The organism is Priestia sp. FSL W8-0001 (genome assembly GCF_038050335.1).
In the GTDB taxonomy this organism is placed as follows: Bacteria; Bacillota; Bacilli; order Bacillales; family Bacillaceae_H; genus Priestia; species Priestia flexa.
This window is the reverse complement of sequence record NZ_JBBPAL010000001.1, coordinates 3,130,253-3,155,841: the sequence shown is the minus strand read 5'-3', so window position 1 is coordinate 3,155,841 and position 25,589 is coordinate 3,130,253. Positions and strand designations below refer to the sequence as shown.

Annotated in this window: 25 protein-coding genes; 21 read left to right on the top strand and 4 right to left on the bottom strand. The window is 38.4% G+C overall.

The features are described 5' to 3' along the window. The first annotated feature begins 1 nt into the window (after nt 1). From spoIIIAG to MKZ18_RS16605, 16 genes are all read left to right on the top strand, one after another. Complete coding sequence (gene spoIIIAG / locus MKZ18_RS16680; protein ID WP_061784667.1) at nt 2-649, top strand: stage III sporulation protein AG; 648 nt, start codon at nt 2-4, stop codon at nt 647-649. Nucleotides 650-662: 13 nt separating this feature from the next. Then, a complete protein-coding gene (locus tag MKZ18_RS16675) occupies nt 663-1,256 on the top strand; it encodes a SpoIIIAH-like family protein (protein ID WP_025911509.1) in 594 nt (197 codons plus the stop codon). Between the two features lie 330 nt (nt 1,257-1,586). Then, the gene (gene accB / locus MKZ18_RS16670) at nt 1,587-2,090 is read left to right on the top strand and encodes an acetyl-CoA carboxylase biotin carboxyl carrier protein (RefSeq protein ID WP_025911508.1); all 504 of its coding nucleotides are present in this window, start codon (nt 1,587-1,589) and stop codon (nt 2,088-2,090) included. A 13-nt stretch (nt 2,091-2,103) separates the two neighbouring features. Next, the gene (gene accC, locus MKZ18_RS16665; protein ID WP_025911507.1) at nt 2,104-3,456 is read left to right on the top strand and encodes an acetyl-CoA carboxylase biotin carboxylase subunit; all 1,353 of its coding nucleotides are present in this window, start codon (nt 2,104-2,106) and stop codon (nt 3,454-3,456) included. 29 nt (nt 3,457-3,485) lie between these two features. Continuing rightward, a complete protein-coding gene (locus MKZ18_RS16660; protein ID WP_025911505.1) occupies nt 3,486-3,887 on the top strand; it encodes an Asp23/Gls24 family envelope stress response protein in 402 nt (133 codons plus the stop codon). 289 nt (nt 3,888-4,176) lie between these two features. Continuing rightward, nucleotides 4,177-4,569, top strand: a complete 393-nt coding sequence (nusB, locus tag MKZ18_RS16655; protein ID WP_061784666.1) for a transcription antitermination factor NusB — start codon at nt 4,177-4,179, stop codon at nt 4,567-4,569. Between the two features lie 83 nt (nt 4,570-4,652). Next, a complete protein-coding gene (gene xseA / locus MKZ18_RS16650) occupies nt 4,653-5,996 on the top strand; it encodes an exodeoxyribonuclease VII large subunit (RefSeq protein WP_025911501.1) in 1,344 nt (447 codons plus the stop codon). Between the two features lie 2 nt (nt 5,997-5,998). Further along, nucleotides 5,999-6,232, top strand: coding sequence for an exodeoxyribonuclease VII small subunit (locus MKZ18_RS16645; RefSeq protein ID WP_025911499.1), 234 nt, complete (start codon nt 5,999-6,001; stop codon nt 6,230-6,232). A gap of 2 nt (nt 6,233-6,234) precedes the next feature. Continuing rightward, nucleotides 6,235-7,128, top strand: a complete 894-nt coding sequence (locus MKZ18_RS16640; RefSeq protein WP_340842251.1) for a polyprenyl synthetase family protein — start codon at nt 6,235-6,237, stop codon at nt 7,126-7,128. A gap of 316 nt (nt 7,129-7,444) precedes the next feature. Further along, complete coding sequence (dxs, locus tag MKZ18_RS16635) at nt 7,445-9,343, top strand: 1-deoxy-D-xylulose-5-phosphate synthase (protein ID WP_025911495.1); 1,899 nt, start codon at nt 7,445-7,447, stop codon at nt 9,341-9,343. Then, a complete protein-coding gene (locus MKZ18_RS16630) occupies nt 9,340-10,170 on the top strand; it encodes a TlyA family RNA methyltransferase (protein WP_025911493.1) in 831 nt (276 codons plus the stop codon). Before dxs ends, MKZ18_RS16630 begins: the two co-directional genes overlap by 4 nt. Nucleotides 10,171-10,356: 186 nt before the next feature. After that, the gene (gene ahrC / locus MKZ18_RS16625; RefSeq protein ID WP_025911491.1) at nt 10,357-10,806 is read left to right on the top strand and encodes a transcriptional regulator AhrC/ArgR; all 450 of its coding nucleotides are present in this window, start codon (nt 10,357-10,359) and stop codon (nt 10,804-10,806) included. Between the two features lie 16 nt (nt 10,807-10,822). Next, nucleotides 10,823-12,541 (top strand): DNA repair protein RecN, encoded by a 1,719-nt coding sequence (recN, locus tag MKZ18_RS16620; RefSeq protein ID WP_025911489.1) that lies wholly within the window; start codon nt 10,823-10,825, stop codon nt 12,539-12,541. Nucleotides 12,542-12,727: 186 nt separating this feature from the next. After that, complete coding sequence (spoIVB, locus tag MKZ18_RS16615; RefSeq protein ID WP_144594059.1) at nt 12,728-14,005, top strand: SpoIVB peptidase; 1,278 nt, start codon at nt 12,728-12,730, stop codon at nt 14,003-14,005. 225 nt (nt 14,006-14,230) lie between these two features. Further along, nucleotides 14,231-15,022, top strand: coding sequence for a sporulation transcription factor Spo0A (gene spo0A, locus MKZ18_RS16610; protein ID WP_025911485.1), 792 nt, complete (start codon nt 14,231-14,233; stop codon nt 15,020-15,022). Between the two features lie 398 nt (nt 15,023-15,420). Further along, nucleotides 15,421-15,669, top strand: a complete 249-nt coding sequence (locus MKZ18_RS16605) for a DUF2798 domain-containing protein (RefSeq protein ID WP_224839988.1) — start codon at nt 15,421-15,423, stop codon at nt 15,667-15,669. Nucleotides 15,670-15,702: 33 nt separating this feature from the next. Here the strand turns inward: MKZ18_RS16605 and MKZ18_RS16600 are convergent, their stop codons facing one another. From MKZ18_RS16600 to MKZ18_RS16590, 3 genes are all read right to left on the bottom strand, one after another. Further along, nucleotides 15,703-17,274, bottom strand: a complete 1,572-nt coding sequence (locus tag MKZ18_RS16600) for an L-lactate permease (RefSeq protein ID WP_138116641.1) — start codon at nt 17,272-17,274, stop codon at nt 15,703-15,705. 49 nt (nt 17,275-17,323) lie between these two features. Then, on the bottom strand, nt 17,324-18,265 hold the full coding sequence (locus MKZ18_RS16595) for an L-lactate dehydrogenase (protein ID WP_341344579.1): 942 nt from the start codon (nt 18,263-18,265) through the stop codon (nt 17,324-17,326). 258 nt (nt 18,266-18,523) lie between these two features. Beyond that, nucleotides 18,524-18,667, bottom strand: a complete 144-nt coding sequence (locus MKZ18_RS16590; RefSeq protein WP_064484024.1) for a YycC family protein — start codon at nt 18,665-18,667, stop codon at nt 18,524-18,526. Between the two features lie 101 nt (nt 18,668-18,768). On the opposite strand from MKZ18_RS16590, the gene MKZ18_RS16585 reads away from it, so the two are divergent. Continuing rightward, complete coding sequence (locus MKZ18_RS16585) at nt 18,769-19,497, top strand: glycerophosphodiester phosphodiesterase (RefSeq protein ID WP_025909233.1); 729 nt, start codon at nt 18,769-18,771, stop codon at nt 19,495-19,497. Between the two features lie 14 nt (nt 19,498-19,511). Here the strand turns inward: MKZ18_RS16585 and MKZ18_RS16580 are convergent, their stop codons facing one another. Then, on the bottom strand, nt 19,512-19,772 hold the full coding sequence (locus MKZ18_RS16580) for a DUF2627 domain-containing protein (protein WP_061784659.1): 261 nt from the start codon (nt 19,770-19,772) through the stop codon (nt 19,512-19,514). Nucleotides 19,773-19,917: 145 nt separating this feature from the next. On the opposite strand from MKZ18_RS16580, the gene MKZ18_RS16575 reads away from it, so the two are divergent. The 4 genes from MKZ18_RS16575 (at nt 19,918) to buk (ending at nt 25,583) form a co-directional block, all read left to right on the top strand. Further along, complete coding sequence (locus MKZ18_RS16575; protein WP_076512158.1) at nt 19,918-21,987, top strand: sigma 54-interacting transcriptional regulator; 2,070 nt, start codon at nt 19,918-19,920, stop codon at nt 21,985-21,987. Between the two features lie 229 nt (nt 21,988-22,216). Continuing rightward, complete coding sequence (yqiS, locus tag MKZ18_RS16570) at nt 22,217-23,125, top strand: phosphate butyryltransferase (RefSeq protein ID WP_144594060.1); 909 nt, start codon at nt 22,217-22,219, stop codon at nt 23,123-23,125. Nucleotides 23,126-23,140: 15 nt separating this feature from the next. Then, nucleotides 23,141-24,241 (top strand): branched-chain amino acid dehydrogenase, encoded by a 1,101-nt coding sequence (bcd, locus tag MKZ18_RS16565; RefSeq protein WP_061784657.1) that lies wholly within the window; start codon nt 23,141-23,143, stop codon nt 24,239-24,241. 241 nt (nt 24,242-24,482) lie between these two features. Further along, nucleotides 24,483-25,583 (top strand): butyrate kinase, encoded by a 1,101-nt coding sequence (gene buk, locus MKZ18_RS16560; protein ID WP_035320423.1) that lies wholly within the window; start codon nt 24,483-24,485, stop codon nt 25,581-25,583. The last annotated feature ends 6 nt before the right edge of the window (nt 25,584-25,589 follow it).

The window sequence follows — 25,589 nt, the reverse complement described above, 5'->3', positions numbered from 1 at the left end:
CATGAATGATAAAAAAGAAGGATCATCATTTTTAAAAAGACTTTTCTCCTTGACAAAAAAATCAGATGATAAGAAGCCGTCTAAGCTTGTCTACATGGGTATTTTATTAGCAGCAGGCATGGTGTTTATGCTCATGAACGGTTCAAAGGGTATGTTGCAATCAACAGTAGATGAAGCAAAACCAGCTTCTTCTACTGTACAGGACCAAGAGGATGTCCCGGCATTTGGTTCAAAAAAAAACACAGCGATTACTGATTATGAAAAAAAATATGAAGAACAGTTACAAGACGTATTAGAACAGATTGATGGTGTAAGCAAGGTGGAAGTAATCGTAAACCTCGATGCAACAGAGGCAAAAGTTTATGAAAAAAACACGGTGACCCAAAAGCAGTCGACAGACGAAACAGATCGTGAGGGTGGAAAACGAAAAGTAGAAGACATGTCTACGGATGAAAAGTTAGTTATCGTCAGAAGTGGTGACCAGGAAAAGCCTGTTGTAGTGAAAACAGAAAAGCCGAAAATACGAGGTATCCTCGTCGTTGCGAAAGGGGCTGATAATATCGAAGTGAAAAAATGGATTATTGAAGCAGTCACGCGTTCCTTAGATGTGCCTAGTCATAGAGTTGCTGTATTACCTAAAAAAGGTTAAGGGGGAAATCCAAATGTTATTAAAAAAGCAAACAGTTTGGTTATTAACAATGTTAAGTTTAGTAGTGGTTTTATCAGTGTATTATATGACAACGCCAGAAAGCCCTCAGTCAAACGTAGCGGTTGTGGATCAACAAGAAGAAAATACGAACAAAGAAGCTGTAAAAGAAGATGCTAAAGAGCCAGCAAAAGAAGATACAAAAAAGGAAAATGCTAAGTCTACTACAGAGAGCAAAACGACTGTATCAAATGTAGAAAGTGATGAATTATTTACGGCGCTTCGCTTAGAGCTAATTGATGAGAGAAGCAAGCTGAAAGAAGAGTTACAGGAAGTAGCTGCTTCTAAAAACGTATCAGCTACTGAAGTAAGTAAAGCAATGGATAAAATCGACCAGCTATCGGAGCTAGCAGAGAAAGAGGCTGTCATTGAAACTTTAATTAAGTCTAAAGGTTATGAAGATGCACTGGTAAGAGCTGATGGTAGCGAGGTTAACATTACTGTGAAAACTGAAAAGCATTCTAAAGCAAAAGCAAATGAAATTATTCAATTAGTGAAAAAAGAGCTTGGGCAAAAAGAGGTAGCAGTTGAGTTTCAACCAACAAAATAAATCAATTCAAAAAGCGATGAAGCCTATTGTCATCGCTTTTTTTATGATTCTTACTAGGCTGATAGCTGAATTTTAACGTGGATTTATCCAGGTGATTGGGTTATAATTATCATTATAGCCTTATATTAGTACTAGGTTATAATGTTTTTCTACAATTGTAATTTCTCTATCGATACAATTATAATTGGAAATAGTAGTAAGTTCTAAAACCCATTTTGAGTAGATTATTCTTTTACATGCGCACAAAGCAATTTGAATGAAGATTGCAATTTGTCGTATCATAGCAAAGTAGTAGAAAGATTTCTATTTCATGAAGTAGGAGTGTTTAATATGTTGAAAATTCAAGAAATCCGTGAATTAATTAAATTAGTTGATCAATCATCCATTGAAGAATTTGTATATGAGCATGAAGGGGCAAAAGTAAAAATGAAAAAGAAAGGTGCAATTGTTTCAAAGAACGCTGCACCTGTACAAGTTGTTTCATCAACTCCTGAAGTAGTAGCACCACAACCTGCTGCTCAGCCACAAGCGGCAGCCGTAAGTGAAACAAAAACAGCTGAGCCAGTAGAAGCAGCACCAGCAAAAGATGAGAATCTACATAAAATTACGTCTCCAATGGTTGGAACGTTTTATGCATCATCTTCTCCAGACGACGATGCGTATGTTGCAGTGGGTGACAAAGTTCAAAAAGATTCCATTGTGTGCATCGTTGAAGCAATGAAATTATTTAATGAAATTGAAGCAGAGGTTAAAGGTGAGATTGTGGAAATTTTAGCTGAGAATGGTCAGCTTGTAGAATATGGTCAACCTCTGTTCTTAGTGAAGCCTGAATAAGGAGCGGTAAAACATGATTAAAAAGCTTTTAGTTGCAAATAGAGGAGAAATTGCAGTTCGTATTATTCGTGCCTGCAAAGAATTAGGCGTAGAGTCAGTTGCAGTTTATTCCCAAGCCGATCGCAACGCTCTTCATGTACAGCTTGCAGATGAAGCTTATTGCATCGGACCTACGGCATCAAAAGATAGTTATTTAAACTTTACAAATATCATGAGCGTTGCAACATCGACAGGTTGTGATGCAATCCATCCTGGATATGGATTCTTAGCGGAGAACTCTGATTTTGCAGAGCTTTGTCGCGAATGCAATATTACATTTGTGGGACCTACTCCTGAAGCTATTACAAAAATGGGAACAAAAGACATTGCGCGAGAAACAATGCGTGAAGCAGGTGTGCCAATTGTTCCAGGCTCAACGGGTATCGTAGAGTCTGTTGAAGATGGCATGTCAATTGCTAAAGATATTGGGTACCCTGTTATTATTAAAGCAACAGCCGGCGGTGGAGGAAAAGGAATTCGTGTTGCGAGAACGGAGCAAGAGCTCGTAAAAGGAATTACGATTACGCAACAAGAAGCTGCTACGGCATTTGGTAACCCTGGTGTATATATTGAAAAGTACATCGAGGACTTCCGTCATGTTGAAATTCAAGTATTAGCAGATACACATGGTAACGTGATTCATTTAGGAGAGCGCGACTGTAGTATTCAGCGCCGACTTCAAAAATTAATTGAAGAAACGCCTTCTCCAGCATTAAATGAAGAAACACGTACTAAAATGGGAGACGCAGCTGTAAAAGCGGCTCAAGCAGTTGGCTATACAGGGGCTGGTACAGTAGAGTTTATCTTTGATTATCGCGAAAATAAATTCTATTTTATGGAAATGAATACGCGGATTCAAGTAGAGCATCCTGTAACAGAAATGGTAACAGGTGTTGACTTGATTCAGGAACAAATTAAAGTAGCAAATGGCGAACATCTTCCTTTAAAACAAGAGGAAGTAACATTTAATGGGTGGGCAATTGAATGTCGTATTAACGCAGAAAACCCTGAGAAAAACTTCATGCCATCTGCTGGAACAATCGAAATGTATTTACCACCAGGGGGCTACGGAGTACGCGTTGATTCAGCCGCATACCCAGGCTATACAATCCCGCCATATTATGATTCTATGATTGCGAAGCTAATTGTTCATGCACCAACTCGCGAAGAGGCAATCGAGCGAATGAAGCGTGCTTTAAGTGAGTTTGTTATTGAAGGAGTTGCAACAACGATTCCGTTCCACTTGAAATTATTAAATCACGAACAGTTTGTAGGTGGAGAATTCAATACAAAATTTCTTGAGCTACATGATGTAATGAATTCGTAGTATAGTATAAATAATAGGAGGTGCTGTACATGAACGAAAATCATGTATTAGAAATGGAAGAACATCCAAATTCCTTAGGTAAAGTTGAAATTGCTCCTGAAGTCATTGAAGTAATTGCAGGGATTGCGGCTTCAGAAGTAGATGGCGTTACGGCTATGCGTGGCAATTTTGCAGCAGGTGTCGTTGAAAAGTTAGGGAAGAAAAACCATGGAAAAGGCGTTAAAGTTGATTTAACTGAAAATGGTATTAAAGTTGATGTATTCTGCATGATGAAGTTTGGTGTATCTATTCCGGTTGTGGCGCAAAAGGTACAAGATAATATCCGCCAAGCGTTAAAAAATATGACAGCAATTGAAATAGATGAAGTAAATATTCATATTGTAGGCGTTCAATTTGATACGCAAAAGCAAGAAGTTGAAGAAGAGGAGTAACTCCTAATTTTAGTTATTTCTTTTCCAGACAAGCTATGGTAAAGTGAAAAAGACTGTCTCGTCACATAGACGGTCTTTTTCGTGTTTATGAGTTGGTCTAGAAGGTGTAACATGGCGGAAAAGCACTTAATGAAGAAGGACGCCATGTTACGCTTTCTAGTGTTGGATGATTAAAAGCCGAGTAAAAATGAGATAGTAATGACGGGTGAAATTCCTTCTTTGATTTACAATAAATTGTGCTATTATCTAGGTATACTAGTGAAAGTAGATAAATAAAGGAGTCAAAATAATGAAAAGACATACAGCAAGACAAAAAGCATTACAGGCCTTATTTCAACACGATCTTGGGCAAATTGAGCCATTAGAAGCGATGGAAAATGTGTTGCAAGAGGGAAAAGGTGACGATTTCTTAGAAAAATTAGTGTTAGGCGTGGCAAACAATCAGAAAGAGATTGATGGCATTCTACGCGACCACTTAGAAAAATGGACGTTAGATCGAGTTGCAACGGTAGACCGTACTATTTTACGTATGGCGGTATATGAAATGAAATACGAAGAAGAAATTCCCGGAAATGTTACAATAAATGAAGCAATTGAGTTAGCAAAAGTATTTGGTGATGATCAATCTGGTCGCTTTATTAATGGCGTATTATCGAAGGTAGCTGTTACTCTATCTCGTTAACCGAGTACAATCTAATAGGGTACTTCTCTCCTTTATCTAAAAAGGAGAGGGGAAGAACCTTTTAGAAACAAGGAGGTTATATTATGAGTGAAGTTCGTTATTTAACTGTGTCAGCATTAACACGCTATATTAAGCGGAAATTTGATGTCGATCCTCATCTACAAGATATTTGGATTAAAGGTGAAATATCTAACTTTAAAAAGCATAGTAGAGGTCATATGTATTTTACTTTAAAAGATGAAAATGCTCGCATTGCAGCGGTCATGTTTGCTGGTCATAACAGCAAATTAGCCTTTCAGCCTGAAGAAGGAATGAAAGTGTTAATTCGCAGCGAAATATCTGTATACGAGCCGAGTGGAAACTACCAAATGTATGTAAAGGAAATGCAGCCTGATGGCGTTGGTAATCTCTACTTAGCTTATGAACAGTTAAAGAAAAAGCTTGAAAAAGAAGGGTTATTTCATGCTTCCCACAAACAAAATCTCCCTAAATACCCGAGTACAATCGGTGTAATTACATCCCCGACAGGAGCCGCAGTGCGCGACATTATTACAACGCTAAAGAGGCGCTATCCAATCGCTAAAATCATTGTTATACCAGCTCTCGTTCAAGGTGTGAACGCTGCTCCTTCAATCGTAAAAGCAATTAACGAAGCAAACAAGCGAGACGAAGCTGATGTGCTAATTGTTGGGCGAGGAGGAGGGTCAATTGAAGAGCTATGGGCGTTTAATGAAGAAGTGGTTGCACGCGCGATTTATCATTCCGCGCTGCCTATTATTTCAGCTGTTGGCCATGAGACGGACTTTACAATCGCAGATTTTGTAGCAGATCTAAGAGCACCTACTCCAACAGGAGCTGCAGAACTGGCGGTACCAAGTATTGCTGAGATTTCAGAGCGTATTTCACAGCGGAATATTCGTTTACTTCGCGCGATGAATGAAAAAATTCAGCACAGTAAAAGAAGATTAGAAAAGTCTCAAAAATCGTATGCGTTTCGTTATCCACAAAAACTAATCGAACAAAAAGAGCAACAACTTGACCGCGTTATCGATACATTATATCGTGAAAGCAAGAGATTTTTTGAAAGAAAGCAAAATCAGTATGAACAACTTGCTATGAACTTGCAGCGTAACCACCCTCAGCAAAAAGTTAAGCAAGCACGTGAACAGCACATGCAGCTAGCAAAAGTATTGCAAAGAGAAATGCAACAGATTATGAAACAGCAACACCTTTTATTTGCAACTACAGCTTCTAAGCTACATGCATTGAGCCCGTTAAAAACAATGGAGCGAGGTTATAGCCTGGTGTACGATGATGATCAGACGCTAATAAAGTCCACAAAACAATTGGCAAAAGGTGATACCATTCAAGTTCGATTAACAGATGGACAATTACAGTGTGAAGTGTCAGATATAAAGGAGCGATAAAAATGGCGAACAAAACAGAGCAGACGTTTGAAGACGCAATGGACCAGCTAGAGAAAATTGTGAATAAGTTAGAAGAAGGCGACATTCCGTTAGAAGAAGCGATTGAAAAATTTCAGCAAGGGATGTCTTTATCAAAATTCTGTCATGATCGCCTTCAGCAAATTGAAAAACAAATGGAGAGCATTTTGCAAGAAGACGGCACGTTAGCACCTTTTACTGTTCAGGAGGAAGAATAGACGTGAGCGAACAGCAGCTACAGGAGTACATTCAGTTTACAAAAGGTAAAGTAGAGACATTTCTACATGGATATGTAACGAATCTGCAAGCGCCTTCGCTATTAAAAGAATCGATGTTGTATTCATTAACGGCTGGAGGAAAGCGTCTGCGACCAATGTTGGTCTTTGCGACGCTAAAAGCATTAGGGCATGATGAAGAAAAAGGGCTCGCAGCTGCAAGCGCAGTTGAAATGATTCATACATATTCACTCATTCACGATGACTTACCAAGCATGGATGACGATGATTTACGAAGAGGTAAGCCAACAAATCATAGGGTGTATGGCGAAGCGACGGCGATTTTAGCTGGTGATGCGCTATTAACCAACAGTTTTCAGGTAATTATAAACGCCTCAGAAATAAAAGATGAAGTAAAAGTGAAGCTTCTAAGTGAGCTTGTGAAAGCAGCTGGAGCAGAAGGTATGATTAAAGGACAGGTTGCTGATATGCAAGGAGAACAGCAGCATGAACATTTAACTCTTCAGCAGCTAGAAGATATTCATATACATAAAACAGGAAAGCTTTTAAGTTTTTGTGTGAAAGCAGGTGCAATCTTAGGTGAAGCGACTGAGGAACAATTAGAGCTTCTAGACAAGTTCAGCTTTAACTTAGGGCTTGCTTTTCAAATTCAAGATGACATTTTAGATATTGAAGGGTCCGAAGAAGCAATTGGTAAACCTGTTGGAAGCGATACGGAGAATGAAAAGACGACGTATCCTCTTCTACTTGGGATGGAAGCAGCAAAGCAAAAGCTTCATCATCATATTCAATCCAGCTTAGATGCGCTTAAAACAACCAAGTTGGATACGGGGTTGCTTGAAGAAATTTGTCTATACGTGGCGAAGCGTGATCGTTAAGTAATGGCCCTGTTTTTTATATAAATGAGATAAAATAAGATTGAGTCCCAATATTGCCTATGCTATAATAGCCTTACTACTATGTCAAAGACGTAGTGCATAGGTTTGCAAGACATATACAATATTTTGGTGGCCGTTATCACATTTGTGTTAGCGGCTATTTTTTCACGGTTTTCTTTTAAAGAGAGGTATGTTTACTTATAACCTGACAAAGGTATTATAAGTAGTAACTGTGTTAATAATTGACTATTAGTATAAAACCATACAAAATGTATTAAGGTAACTTTATAACAAGTACGAAAGTGAGTGATCCAGATTGGATCTTACAACGATAAAAAGTCCTGATTTTTTAAAAAAGATGTCAATAACAGAATTAGAAGCATTGAGTGAAGACATTCGTCGCTTTTTAATTACAAAACTCTCTGCAACAGGAGGCCACATTGGGCCAAACCTAGGAGTAGTTGAGCTGACGGTTGCGCTTCATAAAGTATTTAACAGCCCAAAGGATAAATTTTTATGGGATGTTGGACATCAGTCCTATGTTCATAAAATTTTAACGGGGCGAGCATGCGAATTCGATACGATTCGCCAGTACAAAGGTCTTTGTGGCTTTCCTAAGCGGGATGAAAGTGAACATGATGTGTGGGAAACAGGACACAGCTCTACGTCATTATCTGCTGCAATGGGAATGGCAATTGCGCGTGATTTGCAAAAAACAAAATCTTATGTTGTCCCAATTATTGGTGACGGAGCATTAACAGGCGGAATGGCCTTGGAAGCGCTAAACCATATTGGACATGAAAAAACAGATATGACGGTTATTTTAAACGATAACGAAATGTCAATTGCCCCAAATGTAGGTGCTCTTCACAGCGTACTGGGACGACTTCGTACAGCAGGGAAATACAACTGGGTAAAAGATGAGCTAGAAGTATTTCTGAAAAAAGTGCCAGCCGTTGGAGGGAAGTTAGCAGCCACAGCGGAGCGAGTTAAAGATGGCCTGAAGTATATGGTTGTGTCCGGTATGTTTTTTGAAGACCTTGGGTTTACATATCTAGGTCCGGTGGATGGTCATAATTACGAAGAGCTTTTAGAAACTCTTCAGTATGCCAAGAAAACAAAAGGTCCAGTTGTCGTTCATGTTATTACGAAAAAAGGTAAAGGTTACTTGCCAGCAGAAAGTGATACTAGCGGTGCGTGGCACGGTCCAGGCCCTTATAAAATTGAGTCTGGTGACTTTATTAAAGATAAGAATGTACCGGTAGGATGGAGCGCATTAGTGAGTAATACTGTTTTAAAGATGGCTCGTAAAGACGACCGTATTGTAGCAGTGACTCCTGCTATGCCGGTTGGTTCGAAGCTAGAAGCATTTCAACAAGAATTTCCTGATCGTATGTTTGATGTTGGAATTGCAGAGCAGCATGCGACAACGATGGCAGCTGGCTTAGCTACTCAAAATATGAAGCCATTTTTAGCTATTTATTCAACGTTCTTGCAGCGCGCTTACGATCAAGTTGTGCATGATATTTGTCGTCAAAAGCTAAATGTATTTATCGGAATTGATCGAGCTGGTTTAGTAGGAGCAGATGGTGAAACACATCAAGGTGTATTCGATATTGCGTTTTTACGTCATTTACCAAACTTGGTGTTGATGATGCCGAAAGATGAAAACGAAGGTCAGCACATGGTTCATACAGCCTTAACATATGAAGCAGGACCGATTGCTATGCGTTACCCTAGAGGGAATGGTTTAGGCATACCATTAGATGACGAGCTAAAATCGATTGATATTGGGACATGGGAAGTGCTAAAAGAAGGTACAGATGCAACGATCTTAACGTTTGGTACAACCATTCCAATGGCTATGGAAGCGGCGGAAGCGTTAAGTAAAAAAGGTATTCAAGTTGAGGTTGTAAATGCACGTTTTATTAAGCCAATGGACGAACAGATGCTGCATAACATTTTAAAATCAAATCGTCCTGTTTTAACAGTTGAAGAAGCCGTATTGCAAGGTGGGTTTGGAAGTGCAGTACTAGAGTTTTCTTCAGAGCATGGCTATTACTCCGCCATCGATCGTATGGGGATTCCAGATAAATTTATTGAGCATGGAAGCGTAACAAAGTTATTAGAAGAAATCAACTTAACAACCGAAGAAGTAATTAATCGAGTAAATAAACTCGTAAGACCAATACAAAAGAGGCTTGAAGTGAAGTGACGAAAAAAGAACGAGTAGACGTTTTACTAGTCGAAAGAGGCTTGGTAGAAACGAGAGAGAAAGCGAAGCGAACAGTTATGGCTGGTCTTGTATACGCGAACGAACAGCGGTTAGATAAGCCTGGGGAAAAGATTGACCGAGATACACCGTTGACTGTAAAGGGAGCAGTAATGCCGTATGTGAGTAGAGGTGGCTTTAAGCTTGAAAAAGCACTGAAAGAGTTTGATGTACAAGTAAAAGATCGTATTATGATTGACATCGGCTCATCAACGGGTGGATTTACTGACTGTGCTTTGCAAAACGGAGCAAAAATGTCATATGCATTAGATGTTGGGTACAACCAACTAGCTTGGAAGCTACGACAGGATGAGCGAGTGGTTGTAATGGAACGTACGAACTTTCGTTATGTTACGCCAGCTGACCTAGCAGCAGGATTACCTGAATTTGCGTCAATTGATGTTTCATTCATTTCCTTAAAGCTAATTCTACCCGTGTTAAAACAGCTCCTTGTATCAGGTAGTGATGTGGTAGCACTTGTGAAGCCGCAGTTTGAAGCCGGTCGTGAGCAAGTTGGAAAAAAAGGGATTGTACGAGATGCAAAGGTTCATGAAGAAGTTGTTGAAAACATGATGAACTTTGCACTCAAGGAAGGGTATGATGTACGAAACGTATCGTACTCACCGATTACGGGTGGAGATGGAAACATTGAATTTTTACTTCACCTACATTGGAAAGGGCAAAGAGAACAAGGAGAGAACCTTGCTGGTCTGACAGCTCAAGAAGTTGTTGAACAAGCGCATTCTGTACTTAAAGAGAAAAAGTCTTAACGCTCTTGTCTCTTTTCAAGTATCAAAAGCCAATGCTAGTAATTCTAGCATTGGCAATTTGATTATACACCTTTATACGCAAAGGTGTATAATCAAATTGAATGTCAGCATGATGTGGAAGAGAATCATAACATTTCGTCTATACTATAAGAGATAAGATAATACATATTAGTGTGAGGTGCCAGTATGAACAAAGGGCAAAGACATATTAAAATTCGTGATATTATTACAAACAATGATATTGAAACGCAAGATGAGTTAGTAGATATTTTAAAAAATCAAGGATTTAACGTAACGCAAGCAACCATCTCTCGCGACATTAAAGAGCTTCACTTAGTAAAAGTTCCGTTAATGGATGGTCGCTACAAATACAGTCTCCCTGCAGATCAGCGCTTTAACCCTTTACAAAAGCTAAAGCGTTCATTAATGGATGCTTTTGTGAAAATTGATTCAGCTGGACATATGCTGGTAATGAAGACCTTGCCGGGTAATGCCAACGCCATTGGAGCATTGATTGATCATTTAGATTGGGAAGAAATTTTAGGTACAATTTGTGGTGATGATACGTGTTTGATTATTTGTCGAACGCCTGAAGACACCCAAAAGATTTCGGATCGATTCTTAGAAATGTTGTAAAGGTGTGTGAAACAGATTGTTAGCAGAACTATCAATCAAAAACTTTGCCATCATTGATGAGCTTTCAGTATCGTTTGAAAAAGGCTTAACAGTTTTAACAGGTGAAACAGGAGCTGGTAAGTCAATTATTATTGATGCCATTCATCTGCTTGTTGGTGGACGCGGTTCATCCGAGTTTGTAAGGCATGGAACAAATCGAGCGGAAATCGAAGGGTTATTTCTAATTGAAGACGAGCACCCTTGCTATGAAAAAGCGAAGCAGGTGGGAGTTGAAGTTGAAGATGGCATGGTGGTACTCAGACGAGATATTACCATGAATGGTAAGAGCATTTGTCGTATTAATGGAAAGCTAGTCACGCTTGGCATTTTACGTGAAGTGGGTCAAACACTGATGGATATTCATGGTCAGCATGAGCATCAGGACTTAATGAACCAAGATCGACATCTAATTCTTCTTGACCAGTATGGAGGTCAGAAGGTTGAAGAAGCACTATCAGAATATCGAGAAGTGTTTGCTACATATACAACGTTAAAGAAACAATTAGAACAATTAACAGAAAACGAACAGCAAATGGCCCACCGCTTAGATTTAATTCAATTTCAGCTTGATGAAATAAAAGCAGCCGACCTTCAACCAAATGAAGATGAGCAACTGATGGATGAGCGCCTTAAAATTTCTAACTTTGAAAAGATTTATACGTCCTTAACGGATGCATATAACGCTCTTCATGGTGAGCAAAGAGGACTAGATTGGCTAGGTGTAGCTATGAACCATGCAGAAGAAATTTCGAATTTAGAAGACACCTATGGCGAAATTTCAGAAGTCATATCATCAAGCTTTTATCAAATTGAAGATGTGTCTTATCGTATTCGCCAGCAGCTCGATTTATTAGAGTATGATCCAAAGCGTCTCAATTTTATTGAATCACGGCTAAATGAAATTAGTCATTTAAAGCGTAAATATGGTCAAAGCGTTGATGAAATTCTAGAGTATGCAGCTCAAATTGAAGATGAAATTGATCGAATTGAGAACCGAGATACTCATGTTGAAAAAATTAAACAAAAACTGTCGAGCGTAGCAGAGGACTTGCTTGTTGAAGCGAAAAATGTTTCTGAGGTTAGAAAGCAGTTAGCTGCGGAATTAACGGATAGTATTCATCAAGAGCTACAGGAGCTTTATATGGCTAAAACTATCTTTAATATCGTATTTGAAAAGCTACCGCCAAACCAAGCTGATAGCGAACTGAGCGGTGGTTCTGTTAAGTTTACTAAGGATGGTATTGATTCAGTGGAGTTTTATATTTCGACAAACCCAGGAGAGCCGCTAAAGCCACTTGCTAAAGTAGCTTCTGGTGGAGAGTTATCTCGTATTATGCTTGCACTAAAAAGTATTTTCTCTAAGCATCAAGGTGTTACGTCCATTATTTTTGATGAAGTAGATACAGGAGTGAGCGGTCGTGTCGCACAATCCATTGGTGAAAAAATTCACGCCATCTCTGTAGATTCCCAGGTGCTTTGTATTTCGCATCTTCCACAGGTCGCTGCTATGGCGGATACACATTTGTTTATTTCAAAGCAAATCAAAGATGATCGCACTACAACATCTGTTTTACCGTTAAACGAAGAAGAGAAAACAAAAGAAATTGCTCGCATGATTGCAGGAGCCGAAATAACCGATTTAACGCAGCAGCATGCCCAAGAACTGTTAGGTCTAGCAGCAAAAATTAAACAATAATTATTTAAAAAGCGCTTCTGGTGGATTGTTATGTGCCAAAAGCGCTTTTTTTATGTAGTAAACATCGGTTAAAAATCTTTCCTGCGGTTCTTTTTATTTTTCTTTGAACTTCGGTTATAAATGGGCTATAAGAAGGCAAAAGTAAAAGTGTAGCCATTTAGGCGAGGAAGCGAGGAGAGTGAAAAGATGAACAATCGACTTAGATATATAATTGGTGCAATTCTCCTTGTTTCGTTTATTTTTGTAGGCTTTATCCCTGTTGTGCAGCAATACCTTACTATCCCAAAACAAATGACACTGTTTAAAAGTGATGAAGTAAAATTTTCCACATCGTTAGCAGTTAGCACTCATAGTAATGATGTTATTGAAACGATGAAACAAGATGCTAAGCTTAGAATAGCTGGCAAAGAAGTAGGCAAAGAAGAAATGATGCTTCATCTTGCAGGAGTACCGGTCAAAAGAGTAGATGTTCAAGTATTATCTGATTTTAAAGTCATTCCTGGAGGTCAATCAATTGGCGTCAAGTTGAACTCTAAAGGTGTTTTGGTTGTTGGTTACCATCAAGTTGATACGAAAGATGGAAAGAAATCTCCTGGTGAAATTGCAGGCATCCAAGTAGGCGACATGATTACAAAAATCAATGGCAAAACGATTGAAAAAATGAGTGATATTACGCCATTTATTCAGCAAGCAGGAAAAACTGGAGAGCCTTTAAAATTACAAGTAATGAGAGAAAAAGAACAATTACAAACAAAGTTATATCCCTTAAAAGACAAAGAAGATTACGCGTATCGAATTGGTCTATATATTAGAGATTCTGCTGCGGGCATTGGTACGATGACTTTCTATGATCCCAAATCAAAAAAATATGGAGCGTTAGGTCACGTAATTTCCGATATGGATACCAAAAAGCCAATTGTTGTAGAAGATGGGCAAATCGTACGCTCTACCGTCACATCAATTGAAAAAGGTGAAAACGGTGTTCCAGGCGAGAAGCTAGCGCGTTTCTCAGAAAATAAAGAAATTATCGGTAATATTAAAACAAATAGTCCATTTGGTATCTTTGGAAAGCTATCTGAAACGATGGAAAATGGCATTTTAGATAAGCCGATGCCGATTTCACTATCTCATCAAGTAAAAGAAGGACCAGCTAAAATCTTAACGGTGGTCGAAAACGATAAAGTGGAAGAATTTGATGTGGAAGTTGTTAGTAGTGTTCCGCAAAAGTTTCCTGCTACTAAAGGAATGGTCATTAAAATTACAGACAAAAAGTTATTAGAAAAAACAGGCGGTATTGTGCAAGGAATGAGCGGAAGTCCAATTATTCAAGATGGCAAAGTAATTGGAGCCGTTACTCATGTGTTTGTGAATGACCCAACTTCAGGATATGGTGTTCATATCGAATGGATGTTAAATGAAGCGGGCATTAATATTTATAAAAAAGAATCAAAAAGAGCGAGCTAATGATAAATAGTTCGCTCTTTTTGTTATGAAAAGACTGTCGTATTTTTGTTAGAAAAACGTCGAAAAAACCAGAAAACAAAAGGAATTTATGGGATAATGATAAAAAAGACTTTTTTATAAAAAAATAAAGGAAATAATGTTGCATTGTCGAATTTGTCCTTTAGAATAAAGAGTAGAGACATGCGGGACTGGCGTATAAGTTAAGGGAATGAGGAGGAAGATACTTTGAAAAAAATTAAAGTATGTTTAGTCGATGATAATAGAGAATTAATTGGACTGCTTGAGGATTACATTTCTGAACAAGGTGATATGGAAGTAATCGGGGTTGCGTATAACGGGCAGGAATGTTTATCTATTTTAAAAGATAAAGACCCGGACGTGCTTGTACTAGATATCATCATGCCTCATTTAGACGGGCTTGCAGTATTGAGTCAATTAAAAGAAATGAAAAAAGAAAACTATCCTAATGTAATTATGTTAACCGCTTTTGGTCAAGAAGATGTGACGAAAAAGGCAGTCGATTTAGGTGCTGCTTATTTTATATTAAAGCCATTTGATATGGAAAACTTAGTAAATCATATTCGCCAGGTAAGTGGTCAAGCATCATCTTTTACAAACCGTTCATCCTCATCAGCAATGCGCTTACAGCGTGATAATAAACCTGCAAACTTAGATGCGAGCATTACAAGCATTATTCATGAAATTGGTGTGCCTGCCCATATTAAAGGTTACTTATATTTACGTGAAGCGATCTCCATGGTTTATAAAGATATTGAATTACTTGGTTCGATTACAAAGGTTCTTTATCCGGATATTGCAAAAAAATATAATACCACAGCAAGTCGTGTGGAACGTGCCATTCGCCACGCAATCGAAGTAGCCTGGAGCAGAGGAAACATTGATTCAATTTCGTCTTTATTTGGCTATACTGTCAGCATGACGAAAGCAAAGCCTACAAATTCGGAGTTTATTGCAATGGTTGCGGATAAATTACGCCTTGAACATAAAGCTTCTTGAGAGGGTAAGAAGTAAACGAATGCTTATTAGTGTCCTTGAATAGTAAGATATATTTAGATAAATGAAAAAACATCATTCTTTACGAGGACGCTGATCCTACAAAGAATGATGTTTTTTATTGTACTAGTTTTTTCAAAAGCTATTCATAACTTTAGGCACTAAGTACAATAAAGATGATAAATATCTGTACGGTTAGATTTGAAAATAGTTAATTTATTAAAATAAATATAGATGATACCATATATATACTTGTAAAAGTGTTGATTTGTAAATAAGCGGAACGAACTGCTATGCATACTTGTTATGGTTTTCACATATTGAATAAGTAACATAACATCCACTCCCACTTTTAATTTATTTGTTAAAAAAGAAGGTGACATTTAAAATTGAGGATTCATATGAAATATAAGCGTATTATTTTTGCATTTTGTATGGCATTAAGTATTTCTTGTTTTGTTTCATTTACCTTGGTATCCATTAACTTTGGTTACAATGATACATTTATGTCAACGTGGTTAAAAATCTGGTCTGAAGCTTTTGTATGTGCTTTTTTTGGTTCGTATTTCTTTCCAATCGGAATCAATAAACTAATGAGCAAAATTCAGTTTGTGGAAGAGTCTCTGAATCGTAGTGGAAAAGAAATGTAAAAAGATCCTCGGCTTGAGAAGCCGAGGATCTTTTTATTGAAGAAGGGATAAGATAAAAGTCCAAATACAAACAAATAAAAGTAAAGCGAGGCTGTAGCGAAGCGTCATCTTGGTTAACTCAGCTTCTTTTCCTGTTTGACCAACTGCTGCTGTTGCAATAGCAATTGACTGCGGGGATACGAGCTTTGCCATGACTCCTCCAGCTGTGTTGCTAGCAACTAGCATAGAAGGGTTTGTTCCAATTAAAGCTGCGGCCGTTGTTTGGATTGGAGCAAACAGCGTGTTGTTATTCACAACAGATCCCGTCATAAAAACACCAATCCAGCCGAGAACAGGGGAGAACAAAGGAAAAATTTGACCTGCTTCGGCTACGGCATTCCCAAGTGCCATTGTTAAGCCACCATATGTCATTAGTTTAGCGATGCTGATAACAGCACAGATCATCCCAATAGGAATGATAAATTCTTTGATTGTCTTTCCTAGAAGTGCTATGCTCCGAGAACGGTTAATGTTTTTCGTTGTTAAAACAGTCGTTATAGCAGCAAAAAGGATGGCCGTTCCTGTTGCTCCAATGAAATCAATTGAAAGTACAATAGGTGTTCCAGGAGCATTAAAAGTGAAAACAAAAGGTGATAACAGGTTTCCTGGTTGGAAAAGAGATTTGAAAACAGGAAGGCTCCAGATTAGTACAAATCCTGTTAACAAATAAAAAGGTGACCAAGAAAGAATAACTTCTTTTACTGGATATTTTCTCACAGTAGGGGCTTGTCCATTTAGCAAGAAAATACGCTTTGGCTGCCATTTACGTAAGAAAAGAGCAAGTGCTCCCATTGCTAAAAGCGCAGGAATAATATCAGCAAGCTCTGGCCCAATTAGGATGGTCATAGTGGCTTGTGCACTAGTATAAACAAAAGATGTGACCAAAATAGCAGGGAGCGTTTCTTTAACTCCTCGCCATCCATCAATTAAAAAGATAAGTAAAAAAGGAATCGTAAAGTTAATGAAAGGGAGAGTTAAAGCTGTTTGCACCGATACATCCATGGCGCTTACGTTCTCTAACTGAAAAGTATCAACAATCGCTACTGGAATCCCAATGGCGCCAAATGCACCAGATGCTCCGTTCGCGATTAGGCAAAGCATAGCTGCTTGAAGTGGCTTAAAACCGAGTGAAACAAGTAGTACGGCGCAAATTGCAATTGGCACACCAAAGCCTGCAGCTCCTTCTAAAAAGGCATTAAAGCAAAAGCCGATGAGCAATAGCTGAAGTCGCTGATCACTGGAAATGTTAATAATACTACCTCTTAAAACATCAAATTTTCCGGTTTCAACGGCAATTTTATAAAGCCACACAGCCATAATAATAATATAGCCAATAGGCCAGATACCTTGAACGAACCCTTGAATAACGCTGCCGAATGCATGCGTAGGTGAAAGGTCAAAAAAGTAAATAACAAGAAAGAGCGTAATACCCAAATTTAACAGTGCTGCATAAATTCCTTTCATTTTAAAAAGGGTCAAACATATTAAAAATGAGATAATGGGAATAGCTGCAATAAGTGCTGAAAGCGTAAGGTTTTGAAATGGATTATACGTATCAACAAGCATATGAATGGCTCCTTTAGAAAGCGAGAAAGCGAACTTTCTCGCTTCCTGCTTAGTTTGGTAAAGAGAAAAATGGCTGCTGAATTTCTTTTAACGTTTGAATAGATTTTGAGAATTTTTCATGTTCGGACTTATCTAACGGAAGTTCTAAGACTTTCTTTACACCTCCACGGTGAATGATACTTGGAACACCTACATAAATATCATGTTCACCATATTCTCCGTCTAGATAGGCTCCTACTGGAAGGACAACCTGCTCATTTCTCAAGATGACTCTCGTAATTCTAGCTAATCCCATTGCGATACCATAATAAGTAGCACCTTTTGATTTGATAATTTCATAAGCCGCATTTCGTACTTGAACAGCAATTTCTTCTTTTCGTTCTGATGATAGCTGATCTGCGATTGGTGTTCCAGAAATGTTAGCGCCACTCCAAACGGCAAGCTGAGAATCTCCGTGTTCTCCAATGATATAACCGTGGACGCTCGTTGGAGCTGCGCCAAGCTCTTCACTGAGGAGATGACGGAAACGAGCTGAGTCAAGGATGGTGCCTGAACCAATCACGCGTTCCTTTGGAAGTCCTGAAAATTTCCATGTGGCATAAGTAAGGATATCAACTGGGTTTGTCGCTACTAAAAAAATACCATTAAATCCAGAGGACATGACTCCATTCACGATGTGTTCAAAGATTTTGACATTTTTATGAACAAGGTCAAGTCTTGTTTCTCCTGGCTTTTGAGCTGCTCCTGCACAAATTACGACAATAGCAGCATCTTTGCAATCATCGTACGTTCCAAAAGAAATGCGCATAGAGCTTGGAGCATATACGATACCGTGAGCTAAATCCATTACATCACCGCGTGCTTTTTCTTCGTTTAAGTCAACTAACACTAACTCATCGCAAATACCTTGGTTCATTAATGAATAGGCATAGCTTGCTCCAACTGCACCTGTACCTACTAACACAACTTTGTTTCCTAATGTCATTTCCATAAGAATGCCTCCTCAAGCAAATAGTATGTGAAATATTTCACATAGTTAGATAAATAAAAAACAAATCATCTTTAATTTTTTGTAATCATTTCGGCGAATTAGATATTGTGAAGTATTTCACAATTAGATAATAACACTTACTTTTTCATTTTGCAATAATAAAATATCATTTTTGTTAAAAGTTAATTAAATAAAAAAAAGACCTTCTTAAAAGGCCTTTCTTATCTTGGATCGCTCCATAATACCAGTGATCTATCATTAGCTCTTGTCGTCTTCTTTATCCAGCTGAGCAAGCTTTTGCAATAGGATATGCTGGGGCATGTGCATAAGTTGTTCTAAAGGAACGTTTAGTTTTTCAGCTAGTTTGACAGCCGTATCAGGTGAGATTTGTAATGGTCTCATACATATCAACTCCTATTCTCTTGTAAAATATATGTGTAAGCATTATGATAAATTGCAACTACCTTGTTAATCATAAGTCATAATGAAGGGATTGAGCAAGTATGCGTATTATGGGTCACAGAGGAGCAGCAGGGACGTTTCCTGAAAATACAATGATTTCGTTTGAAGAAGCAATCAGAGTAGGAGCAGATGGAATTGAGCTTGATGTTCATATGTCCAAAGACGATGAGCTCATGGTTATTCATGATGAAAAAGTTGATCGTACAACAAATGGTAAAGGGTATATAAGGGACTTTAATTATAAAGAATTAAGAAGCCTTGATGCGAGCTATAAATTTAAAAAGAAATACGGCGCGTGTCAAATACCTACGTTAAAAGAAGTACTAGCTTGGGCTTCTAATCAACAGTTTTCTGTTAATATTGAATTGAAAAACAACTTGTTTGACTATCCTTATTTAGAAATGAAAGTACTGGACCTTATTTACTATTATAAAATGAAAGACCGTATCATTATATCTTCATTCAATCATAATAGCTTAGCGAGAGTAACATCTTTTGATTCAACCATTGAAACCGCTATTTTATACTCATACCCAATGTTTGAGCCTTGGATTTATGCTCAACACCTTGGTGCTAGAGCACTTCATCCAAATTATCGTACGGTTAATCAAGTAAACGTAGCTGCTTCCAAAGACTATCGTATCCCTGTGCGTCCATATACGGTGAATGATGTGAAGCTAGCGAAACAGCTATACGGATATGGCTGTGAATCCATCATCACTGATTATCCTGAGAAGATGGTTAACGAATTTGCTAATAAACGTATGTAAAAAAAGAAGCATCTCTATTTTTTTGATAGAGATGCTTCTTTTTTTTGCTGAAAGCGAGGTTGAACCTTTTGACGCTTTCGATCTCGATGAAGAATAAAACCTGCTACAAATCCTAAACCAATTACAAAAAATAGCAACCCTACAGTGAACTGAAGCATTAAGGATGAAAAAGGCGGCTGTAAAATGCCAAACACCATATCTCTCATTAATTTAATGCCATAACCTGCTAAAACTCCGGGAATTAATAAAATGAGCAATGCAATAATCCTCATCATAGTTAGGAAATCCTTTCCTGGTTTGTCTTACTTAAATGATAAAACAGCAAAAAAAATTGTCAAGACTGTTTAAAGTTTTATATGATAAAGTGGTGCAAGAAGTTGCAGAGTATTTTTCCATTTTAAATGAAAAAGGTGAAAAAATATGCAAACTGTGTTGATTATTGGTGCTAACACGGGTGGGTTGGCCGTATTAAAGATGATTGAAGAAGCGGAAGGCGTAAAGGTAGCTGGAGTAGTAGATGTTAACTCTGAGGCGCCAGCGATGAAGTATGCAGAGCAATTAGGGATAAAAGTGTCCACAAGCTGGTCATCTTTTCTTCACCAAGGTGTGGATGTGATTGTAGATGCGACTGGAAGTGAACGTGTCTTTCAGGAATTACATAAGCAAAAACAAAGTAATACGCTGTTGATTCCAGGATCAGTTGCTAAAATGATGGCTAGCTTAATGGAGCAAAAAGAAGAATTAATTGAGCGGTTAACGCATGAATCAGATAAATATAACCTGATCTTTAACTCTACGCATGATGCAATGATTGTTGTAGATAAAGAGGCAAAAATAACCCTCTTTAATAAAAGTGCTGAACGAATTACAAACTTAAAAAGTGAAAACGTCATTGGAAAGCATATTCATGAATCCATTCCAGCGAGTGAGTTACCAACGACTTTACTGACAAAACGGACGGATTATAATCAAGAGTTTACCATTACGAACAGTCATAAAGTAATTACGTCACGCATTCCTATGATTAATGAAAAAGGAGAATTATTTGGAGCGTTTTCTGTTTTTAAAGATATTACAGAAGTGGTGAATTTAGCTGAGGAAGTAACTAATTTAAAGGATATTCAAACAATGCTTGAAGCAATCATTCAGTCATCAGAAGAAGCCATTTCAGTTGTGGATGAAGAAGGTGTTGGGTTATTAATAAACCCTGCTTATACAAAAATCACGGGACTTCAGCGCTCAGATATTATTGGGAAGCCGGCAACCACAGATATTTCTGAAGGAGAAAGCATGCACATGCAGGTGTTAAAAACAAGAAGAGCTGTGCGCGGTGTCAGCATGAAAGTGGGACCGAACAAAAAAGATGTTGTTGTAAACGTTGCTCCGGTTATCGTGGATGGTAAGTTAAAAGGGAGCGTAGGCGTTATTCACGATATCTCAGAGATACAGCAGCTTACGACGGAATTAAACAGAGCGCGCCAAATTATTCGTACGCTAGAAGCGAAGTATTCATTTGCTGACATTATTGGTGAATCTGAAGAATTTTTGTTAGCCATTGAACAAGCAAAACTAGCAGCTAAAACGCCTGCAACAGTTTTACTGCGCGGAGAGTCTGGAACTGGAAAAGAGCTGTTTGCCCATGCTATTCATAATGCAAGTGAACGAAAGTATAACAAATTTGTACGCGTAAACTGCGCTGCGTTATCGGAATCTCTTTTAGAAAGCGAGCTCTTTGGTTATGAAGAAGGAGCGTTTTCAGGTGCTAAGCGGGGTGGCAAGCGCGGGTTGTTTGAAGAAGCGAATAACGGAAGTATTTTCTTAGATGAAATCGGTGAATTATCAGCACATATGCAAGCAAAACTATTACGAGTGCTACAAGAAAAGGAGCTAGTACGAGTGGGGGGGACCAGCTCTATTCCTGTAAACGTGCGAGTGATTGCGGCAACGAATGTGAATTTGGAACAAGGGATTGCCGACGGAACAATTAGACAAGATCTCTACTATCGATTGAATAAAATTCCAATTCAAATTCCACCTCTTCGACAGCGAAAAGAAGACATCGAGGCCTTGGCGCTACACTTAATTACGAAAATTAACCAAGACTATGGCAGAAGTGTAGAAGGTCTATCAGAGGATGCATTAAAATTGCTTGTCCACTATGACTGGCCAGGAAACGTCAGAGAGCTTGAGAACATTTTAGGAAGAGCTGTTATTTATATGCATTATAGTGAGGTAATCATTACTGCAAAACATCTTCCAACTCTAAATGATGTAAGTGAACAGACTGAACCAACATCTGTTGATTTTACTATACAAAGCGGTGAGACCCTTTCAATGTTAGTGGAACAATATGAAAAAGATGTTATACTGCACGTTTTAAAAGAACATGATTATAATAAAACCAAAACTGCAAAACGTCTAAATATATCAATTCGCGCTCTTTACTACAAGCTTGAAAAATACGGAATTGCAAATATAGGCATGCAATAATATGCATAACGTGCAAAATGTTGCACGTGATTTAATGAGCTCATTAATCGATTGTATATCCTAAAAAATAATAAAGCGTATTGTTTTCAGCCTTAATCAAGGGAACTCGTTAGAAAACGAGGAATTCTTCAATGTTCTCAACATTTGGCATGGTTCTTGCAAATATAAAAAGTGGTGAAGCTACTAGCTTCTTTCTTACCAAACTCTAACATGAAAGGTCGAGCATTTCATGATACTTAAACAGTTAATGCGTAAAAGTGTAACAAATAAACAGGTTACAGTTGCCGTTGCTGCTGCTGAGGATGCAGAAACTCTCGAAGCGGTTAACCAGGCATGTGAGCACCAATTAGCTCGTTTTGTTTTATATGGAAACGAAGCTAAAATTAAATCAATTTTAGAGCGAGAGACTGAAAAACGCTTGGAAACAGGCGAAGTTACGATTGTGCATACTAATTCACCTCAACAATCTGCGCAAGAAGCAGTGCATGCCGTAGCAATGAATGAAGCGCATATTGTTATGAAAGGTCACCTCTCAACTTCAACCATTCTTAAAGCTGTTTTACATAAAGAGAACGGTTTGCGAACTGGAAACGTCCTATCACACGTAGCTGTTTTTGAAGTTCCGGGGTATGACAGACCTATTATTGTCACTGATGCAGCAATGAATATTGCACCAAGTATTCAAGAGAAAGTTCAAATTATTGAAAATGCGGTTGGTGTTGCAAAAGCAATGGGGATAACAACACCAAAAGTAGCGCCAATCGCAGCTGTTGAAGTAGTCAATCCAGCAATGGAAGCTACCACAGATGCTGCATTATTAACACAGATGAACAAGCGTGGTCAAATAAAAGGCTGTGTTGTCGATGGACCTCTTGCTTTGGATAATGCCATCAGTCACGTAGCTGCTGAGCAAAAAGGAATCCAAAGTGAAGTTGCTGGAGCAGCTGATATTTTAGTAGTACCTACGATTGAATCAGGAAACATTTTATATAAATCACTTATTTATTTTGCACAAGCAAAGGTTGGAGCTGTTATTGCCGGAGCGAAAGCGCCAATCGTACTTACGTCAAGAGCAGATTCTGCTGAAAGTAAACTTTATTCGTTAGCGTTAGCAATCAACGTAGCGACACATAATTGATAGGAGGAAACAACAATGAAAATTTTTAGCTATATGGAACAGTATGATTACGAACAATTAGTTTTTTGCCAAGATGAGCAATCGGGGTTAAAAGCAATTATTGCAATTCATGATACAACAATTGGGCCGGCTTTAGGTGGAACGAGAATGTGGACGTATGAGTCTGAGGAAGCAGCGATTGAAGATGCGCTGCGTCTTGCAAAAGGCATGACGTACAAGAACGCAGCAGCAGGGCTTAACTTGGGAGGCGGTAAAACAGTTATTATCGGTGATCCTAAGAAGGATAAAAACGAAGAAATGTTCCGTGCATTTGGACGCTATATTCAAGGGCTAAACGGACGCTATATTACGGCTGAAGATGTAGGGACAACAGTTGAAGATATGGACCTTGTATACCAAGAAACTGATTACGTAACAGGAGTTTCACCTGCATTTGGTTCATCAGGAAATCCTTCACCAGTTACGGCTTATGGAGTTTATCGCGGGATTAAAGCAGCAGCAAAAGAAGCTTTTGGTACGGATATTTTAGAAGGGAAAATAATCGCAGTTCAGGGAATCGGAAACGTTGCATATAACCTGTGCCGTCATCTTCATGAAGAAGGCGCACAGCTCATTGTGACAGACATCAACAAAGAATCTGTACAGCGTGCAGTTGAAGAATTCGGTGCAAAAGCAGTAGACCCACAGGATATTTATGGAGTAGAATGTGATATCTATGCACCTTGTGCGCTAGGCGCAACAATTAACGATGAAACAATTCCACAATTAAAAGCAAAGGTAATTGCTGGAGCAGCAAACAATCAGCTAAAAGAAGCGCGTCATGGCGATATGATTCATGAGATGGGAATCATTTATGCTCCGGATTATGTAATCAATGCTGGAGGAGTAATTAACGTAGCGGACGAATTAATTGGTTATAACCGCGAACGCGCATTGAAAAAGGTTGAAACGATTTATGATAATATTGAAAAAGTAATTGAAATTTCAAAGCGAGACGGAATTCCAACATATGTAGCAGCAGATCGCCTAGCAGAAGAGCGTATTGAGAAGCTAAGACGCTCTCGTAGTCAATTTTTACAAAACGGACATCACCTTTTAAGTAGACGCTCTCGCTAACAGCCAACAGCTAGGGACTTGTAGGAATATGCTCCCTAGCTTCATTTAAGCAAACAATATTTTATCCCACTCTTAACGGACAGTAATCCTTCCTTTTAAGATGATGAGGCCAGAAAGAAAAGAAGTGGGAAATCAGCTGTCTGTAAAGGTCCGATAAGTTTAACTAATCACCAGTGGAGATGAAGAAAATTTTCACTGATGGAAGTTAAACTTTATACAGCTAGGAGGCTCTGTGTTAATTATGCAAGATTATCGAATACTCACCATTAATCCAGGATCGACATCAACGAAAATCGGTGTATTCCACAATGACCAAATGATTTTTGATCGCACGATTCGCTATGAAGCAAAAGAACTGAGTGTATTTGAAACCATTTATAATCAATATGAATTTCGAAAAAAATCCATTTTAGAAGCGCTTGATGAAGAAGGGATTAATTTATCAAAGCTTAATGCCGTCTGCGGACGTGGGGGATTATTGCGTCCGATTGAAGGTGGTACGTATGAAGTGAATGAGTTAATGCTTAAAGATTTAAAAGAAGGATATGCAGGTCATCATGCATCAAACCTTGGTGGAATCTTAGCGTATGAAATTGGTTCTGGCTTGAATATTTCATCATTTATTGTCGACCCTGTGGTTGTTGATGAACTATTAGATGTGGCAAGGGTGTCAGGCAGCCCGCATATGGCGCGTAAAAGTATTTTTCATGCATTAAATCAAAAAGCTGTAGCCCGTAAAGTTGCAGCTCAGCTCGATAAAAAGTACGAAGAGTTGAACTTAATTGTGACGCATATGGGTGGCGGTATTACTGTTGGTGTTCATAACTATGGAAGAGTTATTGACGTGAATAACGGTTTACACGGTGACGGTCCTTTTAGTCCAGAGAGAGCGGGAAGCGTTCCGGTAGGAGAACTTGTCCGCTTATGCTTTTCGGGTGAGTATTATCGCGAAGATATTATGAAGATGCTTGTTGGTAAAGGTGGATTAGTTGGGTATTTAGGGACGTCTGATGTTCAAAAAGTTGAAAAGCTTATTGAACATGGAAATAAAAAAGCAAAATTAGTGTATGAAGCGATGGCTTACCAGATTGCAAAGGAGATTGGTGCAGCAAGTGCTGTGCTAGCGGGGAAAGTCGATGCAATTATTTTAACAGGTGGAATTGCTTATTCAAAAATGTTCGTGAGTTTAATTATTGAACGCGTAAAGTGGATTGCAGATGTTACGGTGTTTCCAGGAGAAAACGAACTTCAAGCACTGGCTGAAGGAGCACTGCGCGTCTTAAAACAAGAAGAGAAAGCGAAGCAATATCCTGGTGAGCATATTCACTCTTCTACACTTTAAAAGGAA

Bases quoted from the DNA above. Each gene is read 5' to 3' on its own strand.
- yqiS (WP_144594060.1), top strand. From the start codon at position 22,217: ATGATACTTAAACAGTTAATGCGTAAAAGTGTAACAAATAAACAGGTT.
- MKZ18_RS16595 (WP_341344579.1), bottom strand. From the start codon at position 18,265: ATGGAAATGACATTAGGAAACAAAGTTGTGTTAGTAGGTACAGGTGCA.
- buk (WP_035320423.1), top strand. From the start codon at position 24,483: ATGCAAGATTATCGAATACTCACCATTAATCCAGGATCGACATCAACG.
- xseA (WP_025911501.1), top strand. From the start codon at position 4,653: ATGAGTGAAGTTCGTTATTTAACTGTGTCAGCATTAACACGCTATATT.
- accC (WP_025911507.1), top strand. From the start codon at position 2,104: ATGATTAAAAAGCTTTTAGTTGCAAATAGAGGAGAAATTGCAGTTCGT.
- MKZ18_RS16645 (WP_025911499.1), top strand. From the start codon at position 5,999: ATGGCGAACAAAACAGAGCAGACGTTTGAAGACGCAATGGACCAGCTA.
- spoIIIAG (WP_061784667.1), top strand. From the start codon at position 2: ATGAATGATAAAAAAGAAGGATCATCATTTTTAAAAAGACTTTTCTCC.
- nusB (WP_061784666.1), top strand. From the start codon at position 4,177: ATGAAAAGACATACAGCAAGACAAAAAGCATTACAGGCCTTATTTCAA.
- accB (WP_025911508.1), top strand. From the start codon at position 1,587: ATGTTGAAAATTCAAGAAATCCGTGAATTAATTAAATTAGTTGATCAA.
- MKZ18_RS16585 (WP_025909233.1), top strand. From the start codon at position 18,769: ATGCGTATTATGGGTCACAGAGGAGCAGCAGGGACGTTTCCTGAAAAT.
- MKZ18_RS16575 (WP_076512158.1), top strand. From the start codon at position 19,918: ATGCAAACTGTGTTGATTATTGGTGCTAACACGGGTGGGTTGGCCGTA.
- MKZ18_RS16600 (WP_138116641.1), bottom strand. From the start codon at position 17,274: ATGCTTGTTGATACGTATAATCCATTTCAAAACCTTACGCTTTCAGCA.
- MKZ18_RS16590 (WP_064484024.1), bottom strand. From the start codon at position 18,667: ATGAGACCATTACAAATCTCACCTGATACGGCTGTCAAACTAGCTGAA.
- MKZ18_RS16660 (WP_025911505.1), top strand. From the start codon at position 3,486: ATGAACGAAAATCATGTATTAGAAATGGAAGAACATCCAAATTCCTTA.
- MKZ18_RS16605 (WP_224839988.1), top strand. From the start codon at position 15,421: ATGAAATATAAGCGTATTATTTTTGCATTTTGTATGGCATTAAGTATT.
- bcd (WP_061784657.1), top strand. From the start codon at position 23,141: ATGAAAATTTTTAGCTATATGGAACAGTATGATTACGAACAATTAGTT.
- MKZ18_RS16675 (WP_025911509.1), top strand. From the start codon at position 663: ATGTTATTAAAAAAGCAAACAGTTTGGTTATTAACAATGTTAAGTTTA.
- MKZ18_RS16580 (WP_061784659.1), bottom strand. From the start codon at position 19,772: ATGATGAGGATTATTGCATTGCTCATTTTATTAATTCCCGGAGTTTTA.
- ahrC (WP_025911491.1), top strand. From the start codon at position 10,357: ATGAACAAAGGGCAAAGACATATTAAAATTCGTGATATTATTACAAAC.
- spoIVB (WP_144594059.1), top strand. From the start codon at position 12,728: ATGAACAATCGACTTAGATATATAATTGGTGCAATTCTCCTTGTTTCG.